The following is a 14834-nucleotide window of genomic DNA, read 5'->3' as shown; positions in this document are numbered from 1 at the left end:
TATGAACATGCTTAGCGTTACCCTGCTCTCGGTGAGCTTGCATACAGCAGCGATTGAAGAACTCTGCCCCTGGCCGGAAAGTGGCAGCCAGCAACAACGCTACCAACAACAGCTCAGTTGCTACGATCAGGAGTTGGTGAAGTCCAGACGAACCTTAGCCCAATGGGAGCAACACCATGAGTTTGTACTGCAACAGCACCGCCAACGTACAGGCCGGCCTGCCGCCTACAACAGCTTCAAAAGCTCGCAGCAAAGTTTTCAGCAATTAAAAGAGCAGCAATGCCGCTGGCAATATCAGTTGCAACTCCCCGATGTGCAACTAGGGGCAGCGCTTTACAAACGCTGCCAGCTGCAATTAATTAAGCAGCGAGCTGAGCAACTGGAAGCGCTGGTAGCACAATAATTAAACCAGTTTGTCATCCAAATCATCGCGCAGCTGGGTTTGTTCTTCAGAATCCAGCAATACCGCAATCCAACGGCCATTCGGGCTATTTTCCAGGCCAATCTTCACAATCATGGTCAAGGGGATACTTAGCAGCATACCCACAGTCCCCAACATCCAGCCCCAGAAAATCAACGACAAAAACACCACCAGAGTCGATAACCCCAGTCCTCGCCCCATCAGTCTGGGCTCAAGCATATTGCCTATCACCAGATTGACTGCCACAAAGACTAGTGTGGTTCCCACCGCCAGGCTCAGGCCTCCGTCAACCAATGCGATTAGAACAGCAGGCACAGCAGCAATAATGGAACCAATATTTGGAATGTAATTTAATAAGAATGCCAACATCCCCCACAACAGCGGATAACTCACACCGAGCAACCAAAGTAAAATACCAACCACCATACCAGTCAGGGCGCTCATCAAGGTTTTGATAGCGATATAGCGATTTACTGAGCCTAAAAAGCGCTGCACCTGGGCCAGACGATGCTCAGGATTGGTCATTCCCAGCTGGATTTTGGCAGGAATACTGTGCGCCTCCAACAACATAAAAACCACAATTAACAGAATTAAAAGTGTATTGGTCAGCATGGTTCCCAAGCCAGCTAATAGATTGGTCGCTAACGTCATGGCTGAACCGGGATTAATCTGGCTTAGCACTTGCCGTGGCTCTACCACTAAATGATAATCTGCCAACCAACTCAGCAGTTGTAAAACCACTCCATTTAACCTGGCCTGATACTCAGGCATATTCCGGGTCAAATCCGTTAGCGACTGGCCTACAATGGTCGCAAAGAAAGTTCCAAACACCAGTATAAGCACTATAACCAAACCAATAGCAGCCAGCTTGGGCAGATGCCAGCGATGCAATAGCTGAATCAGTGGACTGCATATGATGGCGATAAAAAGTGCCAGTAAAAAAGGCACCACAATGGCGGCTGCCGCTTTGATGCCTGCCAGGACAATAACCAGCGCAGCACAAGCTACCAGGACTCGGGTCGCATTGGATTCAGGAGCAGTTGTCATAAACATCCTTGCATTCTTTGATCGGGAAAGGCCTAATAAACGTAATGAATAAAAACAACCAGGACTCTTCAATGATGGAATTAAACCCGGCGATTATTCGCATTAAAAATCTGCGGCTGCGTACCTACATCGGTATCAACGAGGACGAAATCAACAACAAGCAGGATGTCGTAATCAACGCCAAAATTCAATACCTGGCCGATGCGGCAGCAAACAGTGACGATATGAGCAAAGCACTTAATTATCGTACCATTACAAAACGAATCATCCAGTTTGTTGAAGACAATCGTTTCTCATTATTGGAAAAACTCACTGCCGATGTGCTGGCCATTACCGCCGAGCACAGTTCAGTGTTGTACGCTGAAGTAGAAATTGATAAACCGCACGCACTGCGCTTCGCCGATTCTGTATCCCTTACCTTGTCAGTGACCAAACAGCGCTGATACCGCTATACTGAGATACAATAAAACATCATGCTAACATCGACAAGGATTTCGCTATGAATGTATTCATTACCGGAGGCACCGGTTTGATCGGCCAAGCCATCATTCATCGGTGGCTACCCGAGCATCAAATCACAGTCTTAAGCCGTGATGCTGGTAGAGTGAAATCGTTGTTTGGCCATGATGTTGCTTGCTGTGAACAACTGGAAGCCGTTGATATTAACCGCTTTGATGCAGTGCTCAATTTAGCAGGTGAGCCCATCGCCAACAAGCGCTGGAGCAAACAACAGAAGTCCAGGATTTGCCAAAGTCGCTGGCAATTAACCGAACAACTTAGTATAAAAATTCAACAGGCCCACAAACCGCCATCAGTTTTTATCAGTGGATCGGCCATTGGTTATTATGGCCGGCAAGATCAGCGTTGCATCGATGAAAATCACCAGGATTTTTACCCGGAGTTCAGCCATGATATTTGTGCGCGGTGGGAAAATCTGGCTCAGCGGGCAGCCAGTGAACGCACCAGGGTATGCTTATTGCGCACTGGTATTGTTTTGGCCGCCCACGGTGGCGCATTAAAAAAAATGCTGCCAGCTTTTCGGCTGGGTTTAGGTGGTCGCATTGCGGATGGTAGCCAGTATATGTCCTGGATCCACCTGGATGATATGGTAGCCTTAATCGACTTTTTACTCAGTCACAGTGAACTATCAGGCCCTGTCAACGCAACCGCCCCCAAAGCGGTGACAAATGCACGTTTTACAGAGCTGCTGGCAGAGCGAATAAAACGGCCGGCCTTTTTGCCCATGCCCGCCGTTATGGTGCGATTATTATTTGGCGAAATGGGCGATTTGCTACTATATGGCCAGAATGTTTATCCTAAAAAACTGCTGGATGCAGGTTTTCAATTCAGCTACCCGGATTTACGCGAAGCGTTGCTCCAGCTCAAACTATAGGGGCGCTGCAATGCGCCCTTTCGTTACGAATAAATTGCCCGACGCATTAACACCGAGCTTTGGATGGCAAGCAATTGCCGCAACTGCCACCAGCCGAGCAATGTAACCACCAGCATGCCAAAACCAGGACCAATCCACCACAGGTTCCAGTGCAACTGAAATGGCAATTCAAATAAGCGGAATTGCAATACGCCTAACACGGCTTCGGCCAGCACGGTTGCCAAAATACCGGCTAAGGCGCCAAGTGCAGCAAATTCCAACAACATAGCGTTACGTAAAAAAGCATAGCGGGCACCAAGGGTACGTAAAATCGCCAACTCTTGCTCTCGCTGTTCCATAGTAGCCTGTACCTGCGCCACCAATACCAAGACTGCAGCGGCAAAAACCAGCAACAAAATACTGCTGAGCGCTATTGTAACCTGGGCAATAATATCCTGTACTTGCTGGATAATGGCATCCACATTCAGCACAATCACCGTTGGGAATTCGCGGTTTAACTGGTTTAGCACCTGCGCTCGTTCAGCTTCCAGATAAAAAGCGCTCAAATAACTGGCCGGGAAATCGGCCAGCAAATCGGCACTTAAGATCATGTAGAAATTTGGCTGCAAGGTATTCCAATCCACCAGCCGGATACTACTGACACTGGCAGATACTGTGCGCCCGCCGATAGAAAATTCAAGTTCATCCCCCAGCTCTATGCCAAGACGCTCTGCCAGCTCGGATTCGACCGATACTTCAGCAGTCGTTTGTGCATCAAACCAACGTCCGGCAAGTACACTATTATTGGCCGGCAATTGCTCCGTCCAGGTCAGATTCAACTCTCGGCCAACACCAACCCGTTCTGTATCCTCCTCTTTGCTGGCCCTCTGACGCAGCTGTTGCTGATTGGTGGCCGTCAAACGACCGCGAACGATCGGATAAAAGGCATCCAGTTGCAGTTGATGCTGCTCAGCAAAGGCTTCTATGCCAGGTCGCTCAGCAGCTGAGATATTCACCAAAAACTGGTTCGGTGCACCTTCAGGGATTTGCTGCTGCCATTGATCCAACAATTCTACCCGAAGAAAATACAACAGTAGGGTTAAAAACAACGCCATACTAAAAGTCAGCAACTGGAAGCTATTTTGCCACAACCGTCGGCGCAAATTGGCCAATGCCAACTTAAGCGCCGAACTTTGACCTGCCGCCATTGGCTTAGCCACCTTTACCAGCACAGCAGCCAAGGCCATCAACACCAAGGCAAACACCACACAAGCAGCGAACAGTATAAGACTAAGCACTAGCTCTCGGCTAAATAGCCACATCAGCAACCAGACAGCCAGCGCGCCAGTTGCCAGATGCCAGACATCAAAACGCCATGCAGGCAACTGCCGTAGCACAGCTATTGCCGGCACCGCCGCCAATTGCCAAACCGGTCGGGCAGCAAAAAGTCCGGCACAAATCAATGCAGTAAGCAGCCCCATCCCAAATGGGCGGCTGCTAAATGCCGGTTGGTAATCCTCCATCCACAGTTGGATCCCCTGCTGAATAAAGACCACCAATACAATGCCAGTAGCTATCGCCAGCACTGAACTGAAAACACTTACCAACAGCAAGTGACTGCAATAGATTTTACGGGCAGTCGCTGTGGTTGCTCCCAGCGCTTTAATGACGGCCACTGCTTCTGCATGCCGCTGGCGGTAGCGATTGGCCGCTACCGCCGAGGCACTGGCTGCTAGTACAATACCGAGTAACCCCGCCAGCAGCAGGAAGCTCTCTGCCCGCTGCATCGCAGCACCTATGGCGGTTTCCGGGTCCAGCTCTTGCCACTGCTCATGCACCGACAACTGCGGATCCAGTTGCTGCCGCAGCTCAGCCAGTTGCGCAGCACTGCCGGCAAACAAGTAGCGATAGCCGATACGACTGCCAGGTTGTACAACTTCGGTTGCGGCTACATCATCCAGGTGCATCAGCACTCGTGGATTACCGCCAAATACATTGAGCGGCGCATCGGGCTCCGCTTCAATGACACCGGCAACCAGCAGCGATGCCATGCCAAGTTCCAGGCTATCACCGGGGCTGACCGCCAATAAACTCAGCAAGCGTGGCTCCAACCAGATCTCACCTTGACGGAAACTGGCAAGGTCGCCCTGCCCAGGCTGGCTACTACGTCGCAACAGCAACTCACCACGCAATGGAAAAGCACTGGAGACTGCTTTTACCGTCACCAGTTGCATTTCATCTGTAGAAAACAGCATGGAATCAAACAACATTTGCTGTGCTTGTTGCAGTTGTAACTTGTCGGCCGTATCGATTAATTCCGGCTGAAATGGCCTGCTGGAACGCAGCACTAGATCGGCAGCCAGAAAGCTGGCACTGCGCTGGTACAATGCGGAGCGCACACTTTCAGTAATGCCGGTCAACATCACCACTGAAAATACAGCCAAAAACAATGCAAAGGCAATCACCCACAGCTCACCGCGCTTTAGCTCACGCCAGAATAAACGCCAGGCAATACTAGCCCACATGCCGCTGCTCCTGAAGCTCAGACTGCAGTTGTTGCTCCAACTGGCCATGATGCATCAAATACTGTTGCTGACAACGCTCTGCTAACTCTGTCTTGTGTGTTACCAACACCAGGGTAGTTCCTTGTTGCTGATTCAGATTAAATAGTAAATCCTCCACCAGCAAACCAGTTCGTTCATCCAGATTGGCAGAAGGCTCATCTGCAAACAGGATTTTTGGTTGCGTGATAAAAGCCCTGGCAATAGCAACCCGCTGTTGCTCACCACCTGACAACTGTGTTGGATAAAAATCCCGCCGCTCGGCTAGCCCCACTTGCGCCAACAGCGCTAGACCCCGCTCTTTGGCATTACGAATTCCAGCCAATTCTGCGGGTAAGGTGATATTCTCCAGTGCGGTTAAACCTGGCAGCAATAAAAAGGACTGAAAAACGAAACCGATATGACTGGCCCTCAAACCCGCCCTGGCATCTTCATCCAGTTGATGCAGCGGCTGCCCGGCCAGAAAGACTTCCCCCTCACTGGCTGTATCCAGACCAGCCAGTATGCCGAGCAAGGTGGACTTGCCCGAACCAGAGGCACCGACAATAGCCACCGACTCGCCCCGCTTGATTGTTAAATGCAAATCATTCAGGATAGTCAGTGATCCTTCAGTGAGTTTCACCCGTTTGGTTAAACGGGTCGCTTTAATATCAATTTCAGGTGATAACGTCATGCGTGCATTCTTAATTCTATTGTTTGTTGTTTACAGTACCACGACTTATGCGCAGCCGAAAAGGTTGTTGTTGCTGGGTGATAGCCTGAGCGCGGCCTACAACATGCAGGAGCAACAAGGCTGGGTGTATTTGACACAGCAGTGGTTGGATACGCAGCAATTGCCGCTTACGATCATCAACGCCAGCATCAGTGGTGAAACTTCAGCCGGTGGCCTGGCCCGTTTGCCCGCCCTGCTGGAGCAACATCAACCAGATTATGTGTTGATTGAGCTGGGGGGCAACGATGGCTTACGCGGGTTTGCGGTAGCACAACTTGAACAAAACTTAACGCAACTGATTGAGCTAAGCCAGGCACAAGGTGCTGATGTGTTACTGATGCAAATTCGTATTCCTCCCAATCTGGGCCCGCGCTATACCCGCCAGTTCGAAGGACTCTACCCAGCACTGGCCGAGCGTTACCAACTACCGCTGTGGCCATTTTTTATGGAGCAGATTGCATTGAATGAGGATTTGATGCTACCCGATGGCATTCACCCCAATCGTGAGGCGCAGCCTATTATCAAGCAACAGATGAAAAGCTGGTTTGCTGGGCTGGTGGCAGAGTAGTGTTGAGTGTTGAGTGTTGAGTGTTGAGTGTTGAGTGTTTTAACTTAACACTTAAAACTAATAACTCAACACTAAAAAAGAAATGGCGTCCCCTAGGGGATTCGAACCCCTGTTACCGCCGTGAAAGGGCGGTGTCCTAGGCCTCTAGACGAAGGGGACTTAGGAAGTAGCTGACTGTAAATGGCGTCCCCTAGGGGATTCGAACCCCTGTTACCGCCGTGAAAGGGCGGTGTCCTAGGCCTCTAGACGAAGGGGACGCAATACTAACAGTAGCACAACTTGATAAGATTAATTGGCGTCCCCTAGGGGATTCGAACCCCTGTTACCGCCGTGAAAGGGCGGTGTCCTAGGCCTCTAGACGAAGGGGACGCACGAAAAAATCTTTGGTGGAGCTAAGCGGGATCGAACCGCTGACCTCTTGCATGCCATGCAAGCGCTCTCCCAGCTGAGCTATAGCCCCACACGGGCGTGTTCATCGCACTGGTTTATCGCTGAACACGGAGCGCATTCTAGGGATACCCCTCTCAGCTGTCAACAGTTTTTTCAGCACCTTGTTTTGTTCGCGTATTTTTTAAACGTGACGTTGAATTTTGCAGCAAATTACGGCCAGTGTTCACGCTTTCATGCAAAAGTGGTAGTATGCAACTTGCATCAGGAACTTTTTGCGATTTCACACAGGAATGGACTATGTACGAGAAGTACTACGGGTTTAAGGAGCGCCCTTTTCAGCTTACCCCCAACCCAAACTGGTTTTTCGCCAGCAAATTGCATAAAAGGGCCTTGGCTTATTTGCAGTACGGTCTGAGCCAGGGGGAAGGTTTTATCGTGATTACCGGAGATGTTGGTACCGGTAAAACTACCATTGCCAATCAACTAGTTAGCCAGTTAAATCAGGACGAAATCATTGCCAAGCAAATTGTGACGTCCCGTTTATCACCGGACGACCTAATTCGTATGATAGCCTCCAGCTTTAACCTGGTAGTTAGCGAGCAAAGCAAAGCTTCCTATTTAGACGCCATTGGTAGCTTTTTAAAGCGCCTGCACGCTCAACACAGGCGTGCACTGCTGTTAGTGGATGAAGCACAAAATCTTCCATTGGAAGCCATTGAAGAGCTGCGAATGCTGTCCAATTTTATGGCAGATGGCAAGCCGCTGCTGCAAAGCTTCTTGCTTGGACAAAATGAACTAAATGCCGTGATACAAGCTCCAGATATGGAGCAATTCCGCCAGCGCATTATCGCTTCGAGTAATCTTACACCTTTGCAGCTTGAGGATACCCGTGCTTATGTGGAATACCGGATCCGACAAGCCGGTGCCACTGAGCCTGTGCTGGCCGAAAACTGCTTCCCCTTGATCCAAGGATTTAGCCGTGGCATTCCACGTAAAATAAATACCTTGATGGACAGAGTGTTCTTGTACGGCTATTTGGAAGAGAAGCCTTTTATTGAAGCAGCCGATGTACAGGCAGTGATTGATGAAATTATGGATGAAGTGGCAAACTTAACGCCCATTTCTGCCACCCAGCCTACTCAAGAGCTACAGGCAACACCTCAGGATGGCAGCAAATCTGCAATGCTGACAGAAATCAATCAGCTACTCGACAGCTCATTGGAAACCAAATTAAAACTTGCCAAAGAGCTGGACCAACTGATCCAAAGACAGCAAAGCAGCTTGCAAAAAAAGCATCCACCGGAAGAAAATTAATTGAAAGCCCGTTACTGTCATTAACGGGCTGCTGAGGCTTTAAAAGCGATACATATAGCTTACTGACAAGCGGTTTTCACGGTAGTTAAAGCTCTCGACAGTTGAGCTTCTCCGGCTGTGTCGTGCTGTCAGGTTGATATCTGAAGCGGATGATAAATCCCGTCCCCAGCCGATTTCATATTGCCAGCTTTTATCGTCGCGATCGCTTGCACCAAAGCTGTACTTATAACCTCGTACATTTGTACGTAAACGGCTGTGTGGTGTTAAACGCCAGGAGGCCTGCAGCCTGGCATTGTGTCGCCTATCTACCCGATTTTGTTCCACATAGCGCAGCTCGCTGCTGGACAGCTCCAGGCTGCTAGTTAGCCGGCTCCTGTTGTAGCCAAGTGCAAAAGCCCCTTGCCGATTTAAAATCACATCATCCCGAATATTCAAATCAAGATCAAAGAACTGCTGCAGTCGTTCATTGGCAGCAGGCTCATAACCCGGACCAGGCAGGGTGAAACAATCGCCAATATCAGCCGCCCCATCCGGACAGACAAAAATGCCCAGATTCACCAACTCAGCCTCTAAAAAGCTACGGGCGGTCAGTTGATCGGTGTAGGATAAACGCATGGTCAAAAAGCGCAGACGATAATCACCGGCCAGTTGTACGGTACGGCCAAAATAGCGCTTATCCCAGGAACCAGATAAAGAAGAGCGACGCGAGGGTGCCAGATAAAAGTCAGCTCCGACAAAGTCGGCTTGCTCGCTATCACTTAATACAGTGTTGTAAGTAAAGTTAAGCCGAGAAACCCGACCAAAGTACCACTCAAAGCCAGTACCCACCGAGCTGAATTCATTGGTGAAGTCTGAGTTTTGAATGCTATTTTGCTCATAATTTCCTTTTAGCATCCATGCCAGTCCTGGCAATACCGGGATCCCAATCTGTAATTGGCCGTTATCCCTTATCAAACGATCTCTATCATCGCGGTGGGTTCGGAAAGCTGAGCCACCACCACGCCAGAATACCCCACCGTGTTGATGTGCTTTCGATGTCGTAAAGCTGACACCGAACTGCTCATTGTCAATATTTCCGAAGAGATCATCTTGCTCAGGCCGTCTTGATTCCAGTTTATTCGCACTCAAATTGAGTGCGAATTGTGCCTCTTTATGGCGGGCATTGCTAAATCGGAGATTGCTGGCATAGCGATTGGTTCGACTTAAACTTCCCACTGTTGTAATGCGATCCTGAAATAAACCAGCCCCCTCACCTCCCCCGCGAATTTGATGATTCTGACTGGCACTCAGTGTCCACACCAAACGACGGTCAAAGCCGGAGAGGCTATTGCTTGCATCAAACTCATTCAAGCTGTAGGGGCTACGTTGGCTATCCTTATACCAAACACGCTGATGGTTAAGATCCACCCGACTTTGCATCCTTGGTCCTTGATAGCGCCAGCCAATAGAAGGTACCACTTCCAATGCAGCACCTTTATCGGTTGCCATAGCGGGTGCTGATTTCAACTGATAGCCATGAGAGCTGAGCTCCAATGCCGGACTGAAGCTGCTATCAGCACGTAAAGCCGAAGGTAGACAGCAAATGGCAATGATCGACATTGCCAGCACATTGTACTTGAGTATGAACGGCTTAGTTGCTGTTACTGTAGTAATAGCCATATCCTTTGCCTTGATTACGATGCGCTTTATTGATGACAAAGCCGACCGCTAACTCCTCCGGCAGCAATGCCACAGCCTGATCAATTTCAGTAATTTTGGTTTGATTCTCTTCCACTACCACCACGGCCTGGCCGCACATCGCTGCCAATACTGATGTTTCATTCACGCCGAGCAAGGGTGGAGCATCAAAGATAACCACCCGATCAGGGTAGCGGGTAGCGAACTCTGTCGCAAGCTGCAGCATTTTCTCACTGGCAAGTAGCTCGGTAGATAAATGATGAGGCTTACCCGCGGAGATAATTTTCAAACGATCGATATTGGTGCTGAGTAATACATCCTCAACATTCAGATCATCTGTCGATAAGTAATCGGTTAAACCATTTTCGGTAGTAAAGCGTAAAGTTTTTGCCACCATCGGCCGCAGCACATCAGCATCGACCAACAGCACAGTTTTATCTTTTTCCAACGCCATGCTGAGCGCCAGATTGACCGCTGTGAAAGTTTTTCCTTCCCCCGGCCTCGAGCTGGTCACCATTATAAGGTTCGGATGCTTCAGACTGTTGCTCAAACCACCAAAAGCGTTGTTAAGTAATTTACGTTTAATGGAGCGGAACTCTTCATTAATAATACGCCGCTCAGGGCTAAGGGAGACAAAGTTCAGCGACTCCAAATGTTCTAAATCAAGCTGAATAGTGGCATTTGCCAGGTAGCTCTGCCGTACCATCTCTGCCTTGTCCGAGGCTTCGCGACGCAGATTTTTGTCTGCTCGCTCATCAGCAACTTTACTACTCGCTACATTCAACGCTTCCTGTGTGCTTTCGCTGCCTATACTCTGCTCTTGTTGTGCATCCAATTCACTTTGCTTTTTTACAGCTTTTTCAATGGTACTCATTGCAAAACCCTCGACAACATGGCTGCAGGTTGACCAACCAATATCTCATTTCCAATTAAAGCAAGATAAGCTGAAAACAACAAACCACTCAGTAAAACGAAGTACAAAAAGTGCAAACGAACCTGACGGACAATTGCATTTTTATTGGTGTGCGACACAACACCAAAAACCGGGTAACTTGAAATAGCTCTTAACTGCAATCTGTTGGTGAGAACCGGTGATAACAAATTTCGGAGTAAAGCTATACCAATACCAGCCCCAACCCCAAGCAGTAACACTGCGGTGTAGTACAGCAGGCGGTTTGGCCCGGCTGGCAACATTGGTACTCGGGGTGGATCAATGACACGAAATTGTAAATCCGACTCCGAAGCATCTACACGACGCGCCATGTCTGCAGCCTCCCGGCGGGATAACAAGGCTTCATAGTTTGACTTATTGATCTCATAATCCCGGTTCAAGGCGGCATATTCAGCTTCGATTTCAGGGATTAAATGCAATCGGCTGCGCAAGGTTGCAATCTGCTCTTGAATGGCGCCGGCTCTTAATTGACGGGATGCAATTTCACCTTCCAACTCAGAAATAGTGGTAACCAATCGCTCATACAAAGCACTCTGCATCAGCGCAGGGTTATTGCTGCCGCTGGTACTCAACTGGCGCAACATGGCCAGCTCTTCATCCCGCTGCTGCTGCAGTCGCTCAATTAAACGGCTGGTCTCAATCACATCCGGGTGATTTTCGGTAAAACGCATCAACAACCCATCCAACCGCTCTTGCTGCTCTGCAATTCTTGCATCATATTGGGTACTGGGTTGGCGCCCCTCACTGCTCATTGAGGTTAGATTAGCCAGCTCGCGTCGCATACCTTCCAACCGAACCTCTAACTCCTGGATCTCTAACATAGTTGCAGACAACTGCGATTCCTGATTGCTGATGCGGGCATAATAGCTAGCCTCCCCACCAGACAAAACATTCATTTGATTACGTCGAAACTCAGAGCGTTTGCGCTCCGCGGCAAGCAAACGGCGCTCGTAATCTGCAATTTGCTGATTTAAAAAGCGCTCGGCAGATAGCTGATCCGCTCTACTGGTCCCTAACCGGCTTTCAATAAAAACATTGAGCATTTCCTGCACAACACGCAAAGCCACACGAGGATCACTATTGGTGTAATGCAGAGTATAAATATTGTCGCTCTGACGCCCCCGGGCATTGAACCGAAGTGATATATTCCGTTCAAGACCATCAATCAAACGTTCAAACTCCTGTGCTGTAGGAGCATGACGGTCCAGGTCAGCCTGGCGAGCCACTTTTTCCAGGTTTGGCCGCGTCAATACAGTTCTGGCCAATGCCTGCACCTGCTGCTGTTGATTGGTAGACACCGTCAACCCACGTAACAAAGGCTCCAGAATGGTTTGGGTATCAAAATAAACTCTTGCTTCGGCTTGATAGACTGGTGGCATTTTGTACACATGGTACCAGCCAATAGGACATAACAACCAGGCAGTAATAATAATATAACGTCGACGGATCCAAATACCATGCAACTGGATCATCAATTGCTCAATCGCGAGATTCAGCTCCTTCATGTACAGCTCCCTGCTTTCGCGGATACAACCAATAATTCGATGTGATTTTCCATCAGATGAAAGCCCGGCTTAAAACCAGGCTTCAGGAATAATAACTATATCACCGGGCAAGATATCGACGTTGGCCCGAATATCACCATCGCGGATTAAATCATCCAACCGCACCCGATAACTCACCTGGCGGCCATCCACTGTGCGCACCAACTGAGCACGATTTCCACTGGCAAAATCAGTTAATCCGCCCACCTGAATCATTAAATCAAGCATAGTCATGTATTGGCGGTAACTGACTGCTCTGGGGTTTACGGCCGCACCAATGACTCTTACCTGTTCGCTGTAAGGACCAACGAAACCAGCAACAGAAACAGTGACTATCGGATCCCGGATAAACTGACCCAACACCTGCTCCATATCACGAGCGACTTGGGTGGGTGTTTTACCACTTACCGGTATATCTTCAACCAGTGATGTTGAAATCATCCCATCAGGCCGCACCAAAAAGGAACCGGATAGCTCCGGATTACGCCAGACAAAAATTGTTAAACTATCACCCGGACCGACCAGGTATTGGTAGTTTCCGACCGATGTTGTTAATGAGTCATGGACAGTAGCGGATGGCAAGCTATTGGAGCTGCCACAAGCGCTAAGAAAAAACGTGACTGCGGCCAACAATAGACCGCGAATTCCTTGTATTCGTTTTACTTTCATGGATTTGGTCCCTCGATTCCCTAACCAGGCGCTACTACTATAACGTATTTTTTTAGCTGTGATGTAGGAAATGCAAAAAATTATTTCCGTTTCACAGTGGAAATAGTATACTTAGTGAGCTAGATTTTAAAGCCTGCAATTTACCTCGCCAGGTTCTGATGTATTAAATGCATAGGATGCACAAGGACGATTAATTATGAACAAGGCTACCGGTTACGGAAAAAATTCGCTTGCTGATCATTTGTTTTTGCTCGGTGAGTTAGCTCTGTTGCTACTTGCCAGCTTTGCTGCCAGCTACCTGTCCCAGCACTTTATCAGCCCTATCCCTTTTGATGTACGCCTGATTAATGCCGCTATTTTCGCATCTGTGGTTATGCTGTGCGCGCTCTCTGTAGGGCTTTACGACCAGCAGCTCAGAGAAAGTCATCGCGGTGTTTTGAAACGCGTTATCATCACCATGTTGTTCAGTGCATTTCTGCTCGAAGTCGTGGTGTTTAACCTATTTGACTCCATCGCAATTAATAGCTGGTACATGCTGATTGCTACCACGATTTCGATTGTCCTGATCAGCAGTTTCCGGGCCTTTTTTCACTACCATGATGTCACGCGGATAAGTCGTCGTCGGGTGCTGATCCTGGGTGCGGGTGAACGTGCCTCCATCATCGAAAAACGCATGCGCCGCACAGTAGACAGACGGAATTTCGAGATTGTTGGTTTTGTCCGGGTTGATGGCGATAAAGATGGTGCTTTGCAAAATGAAACCATTCTTGACTTGAACGTACAAGAAGACCTCTTTCAATTTGTGATGGAGAATGCCATTGACCAGATGGTGATTGCTTGTGACGAACGACGCAATATGCTGCCGGTGGAGCATCTTTTTAAGTGCAAAACTCGTGGTATTGATGTAGTAGAAATTTTGGATTTCATTGAGCAAGAAACCGGGCAGATTGCGGTAAACCTGATTTACCCAAGCTGGGTGATATACTCCAATGGGTTTGATAACAAAAAGTGGTTAAAAACCAATCTTGATTACCGTCTTAATTTCCTACTTGGACTATTCGTATTAGCCTTAACCTGGCCGATTATGGCTATTACTGCTCTACTCATCTATTTAGAAGATGGTCGTCGTACTGGCGCGCCTATTTTTTACAAGCAAGTTCGGGTTGGCATCGATGGAAAGCCTTTTCATATCATTAAGTTCCGTAGCATGCGGACCGATGCGGAAGCTGGTGGAGCCAAGTGGGCCACCAAAGACGATGATCGTGTCACCCGGGTGGGTCGTGTTATTCGCAAGTACCGCATTGACGAATTACCACAGCTTTTTAATGTGTTCCGTGGTGAAATGGGCTTTGTCGGTCCCCGCCCGGAGCGCCCGGAGTTTGTCTGTGAGCTGGAAAAAGACATTCCTTATTACGCACAGCGCCACAATGTAAAACCTGGCCTGACCGGCTGGGCTCAATTAAAATACCCCTATGGCTCTACTACTGAAGATGCGCTGGAAAAGCTAAAGTTTGATTTGTATTACATCAAACATCGTAGTTTGTTACTGGATCTGGTGATTCTGGTGCGCACCGTTGAGATAGTTTTGTTCGGTAAAGGCCGATAAC

The 14834-nt window shown here is 48.7% G+C and carries 13 protein-coding genes and 4 tRNA genes; 6 read left to right on the top strand and 11 right to left on the bottom strand.

What is annotated here, in order from left to right; genetic code table 11:
- Position 1: 1 nt before the first annotated feature.
- Positions 2-403: a lysozyme inhibitor LprI family protein gene (locus ABC502_RS06805; RefSeq protein ID WP_330086280.1), complete on the top strand. Its 402-nt coding sequence runs from the start codon at positions 2-4 to the stop codon at positions 401-403.
- Here the strand turns inward: ABC502_RS06805 and ABC502_RS06800 are convergent, their stop codons facing one another.
- The gene (locus ABC502_RS06800; protein ID WP_330086279.1) at positions 404-1468 is read right to left on the bottom strand and encodes an AI-2E family transporter; all 1065 of its coding nucleotides are present in this window, start codon (positions 1466-1468) and stop codon (positions 404-406) included.
- Positions 1469-1542: 74 nt separating this feature from the next.
- Here ABC502_RS06800 and folX point away from each other — a divergent pair, with 74 nt between their 5' ends.
- Together folX and ABC502_RS06790 are read left to right on the top strand one after the other, a co-directional pair.
- Positions 1543-1911 carry a dihydroneopterin triphosphate 2'-epimerase gene (gene folX / locus ABC502_RS06795; protein ID WP_330086404.1) on the top strand — a complete coding sequence of 123 codons (369 nt, stop codon included), beginning with the start codon at positions 1543-1545 and terminating at the stop codon, positions 1909-1911.
- Between the two features lie 56 nt (positions 1912-1967).
- Positions 1968-2861 carry a TIGR01777 family oxidoreductase gene (locus ABC502_RS06790; RefSeq protein ID WP_345915332.1) on the top strand — a complete coding sequence of 298 codons (894 nt, stop codon included), beginning with the start codon at positions 1968-1970 and terminating at the stop codon, positions 2859-2861.
- A gap of 23 nt (positions 2862-2884) precedes the next feature.
- On the opposite strand, the gene ABC502_RS06785 is transcribed toward ABC502_RS06790, so the two are convergent.
- Positions 2885-5365: an FtsX-like permease family protein gene (locus ABC502_RS06785; protein ID WP_345915331.1), complete on the bottom strand. Its 2481-nt coding sequence runs from the start codon at positions 5363-5365 to the stop codon at positions 2885-2887.
- Positions 5355-6074: an ATP-binding cassette domain-containing protein gene (locus ABC502_RS06780; protein WP_330086276.1), complete on the bottom strand. Its 720-nt coding sequence runs from the start codon at positions 6072-6074 to the stop codon at positions 5355-5357. The genes ABC502_RS06785 and ABC502_RS06780 overlap by 11 nt, the downstream gene beginning before the upstream one ends.
- Here ABC502_RS06780 and ABC502_RS06775 point away from each other — a divergent pair.
- Positions 6073-6681 carry an arylesterase gene (locus tag ABC502_RS06775; RefSeq protein WP_345915330.1) on the top strand — a complete coding sequence of 203 codons (609 nt, stop codon included), beginning with the start codon at positions 6073-6075 and terminating at the stop codon, positions 6679-6681. The two genes, ABC502_RS06780 and ABC502_RS06775, sit on opposite strands and share 2 nt — an antisense overlap.
- An 83-nt stretch (positions 6682-6764) precedes the next feature.
- Here ABC502_RS06775 and ABC502_RS06770 read toward each other — a convergent pair.
- The 4 genes from ABC502_RS06770 to ABC502_RS06755 form a co-directional block, all read right to left on the bottom strand.
- Positions 6765-6840, bottom strand: a tRNA-Glu gene (locus tag ABC502_RS06770).
- 22 nt (positions 6841-6862) lie between these two features.
- Positions 6863-6938 (bottom strand) — tRNA-Glu (locus ABC502_RS06765).
- 36 nt (positions 6939-6974) lie between these two features.
- Positions 6975-7050 (bottom strand) — tRNA-Glu (locus tag ABC502_RS06760).
- 15 nt (positions 7051-7065) lie between these two features.
- Positions 7066-7141, bottom strand: a tRNA-Ala gene (locus ABC502_RS06755).
- Between the two features lie 227 nt (positions 7142-7368).
- On the opposite strand from ABC502_RS06755, the gene ABC502_RS06750 reads away from it, so the two are divergent.
- Positions 7369-8385 (top strand): XrtA/PEP-CTERM system-associated ATPase, encoded by a 1017-nt coding sequence (locus ABC502_RS06750; protein WP_345915329.1) that lies wholly within the window; start codon positions 7369-7371, stop codon positions 8383-8385.
- A gap of 39 nt (positions 8386-8424) precedes the next feature.
- Here ABC502_RS06750 and ABC502_RS06745 read toward each other — a convergent pair whose 3' ends face one another.
- The 4 genes from ABC502_RS06745 to ABC502_RS06730 form a co-directional block, all read right to left on the bottom strand.
- Positions 8425-10044, bottom strand: coding sequence for a TIGR03016 family PEP-CTERM system-associated outer membrane protein (locus ABC502_RS06745; protein ID WP_345915328.1), 1620 nt, complete (start codon positions 10042-10044; stop codon positions 8425-8427).
- A complete protein-coding gene (locus tag ABC502_RS06740; protein WP_345915327.1) occupies positions 10016-10936 on the bottom strand; it encodes an XrtA-associated tyrosine autokinase in 921 nt (306 codons plus the stop codon). Before ABC502_RS06740 ends, ABC502_RS06745 begins: the two co-directional genes overlap by 29 nt.
- Positions 10933-12519, bottom strand: a complete 1587-nt coding sequence (locus tag ABC502_RS06735) for an XrtA system polysaccharide chain length determinant (protein WP_345915326.1) — start codon at positions 12517-12519, stop codon at positions 10933-10935. Before ABC502_RS06735 ends, ABC502_RS06740 begins: the two co-directional genes overlap by 4 nt.
- A 69-nt stretch (positions 12520-12588) precedes the next feature.
- Entirely contained in the window at positions 12589-13227 is a 639-nt protein-coding gene (locus tag ABC502_RS06730; RefSeq protein ID WP_345915325.1) for an XrtA/PEP-CTERM system exopolysaccharide export protein, read from the bottom strand.
- A 196-nt stretch (positions 13228-13423) separates the two neighbouring features.
- On the opposite strand from ABC502_RS06730, the gene ABC502_RS06725 reads away from it, so the two are divergent.
- The gene (locus ABC502_RS06725; RefSeq protein WP_345915324.1) at positions 13424-14833 is read left to right on the top strand and encodes a TIGR03013 family XrtA/PEP-CTERM system glycosyltransferase; all 1410 of its coding nucleotides are present in this window, start codon (positions 13424-13426) and stop codon (positions 14831-14833) included.
- The last annotated feature ends 1 nt before the right edge of the window (position 14834 follow it).

Origin of the sequence: Alkalimonas sp. NCh-2 (genome assembly GCF_039631345.1) — a bacterium.
In the GTDB taxonomy this organism is placed as follows: domain Bacteria; phylum Pseudomonadota; class Gammaproteobacteria; order Enterobacterales; family Alteromonadaceae; genus Alkalimonas; species Alkalimonas mucilaginosa.
This window is presented reverse-complemented; position numbering and strand designations above follow the sequence as displayed.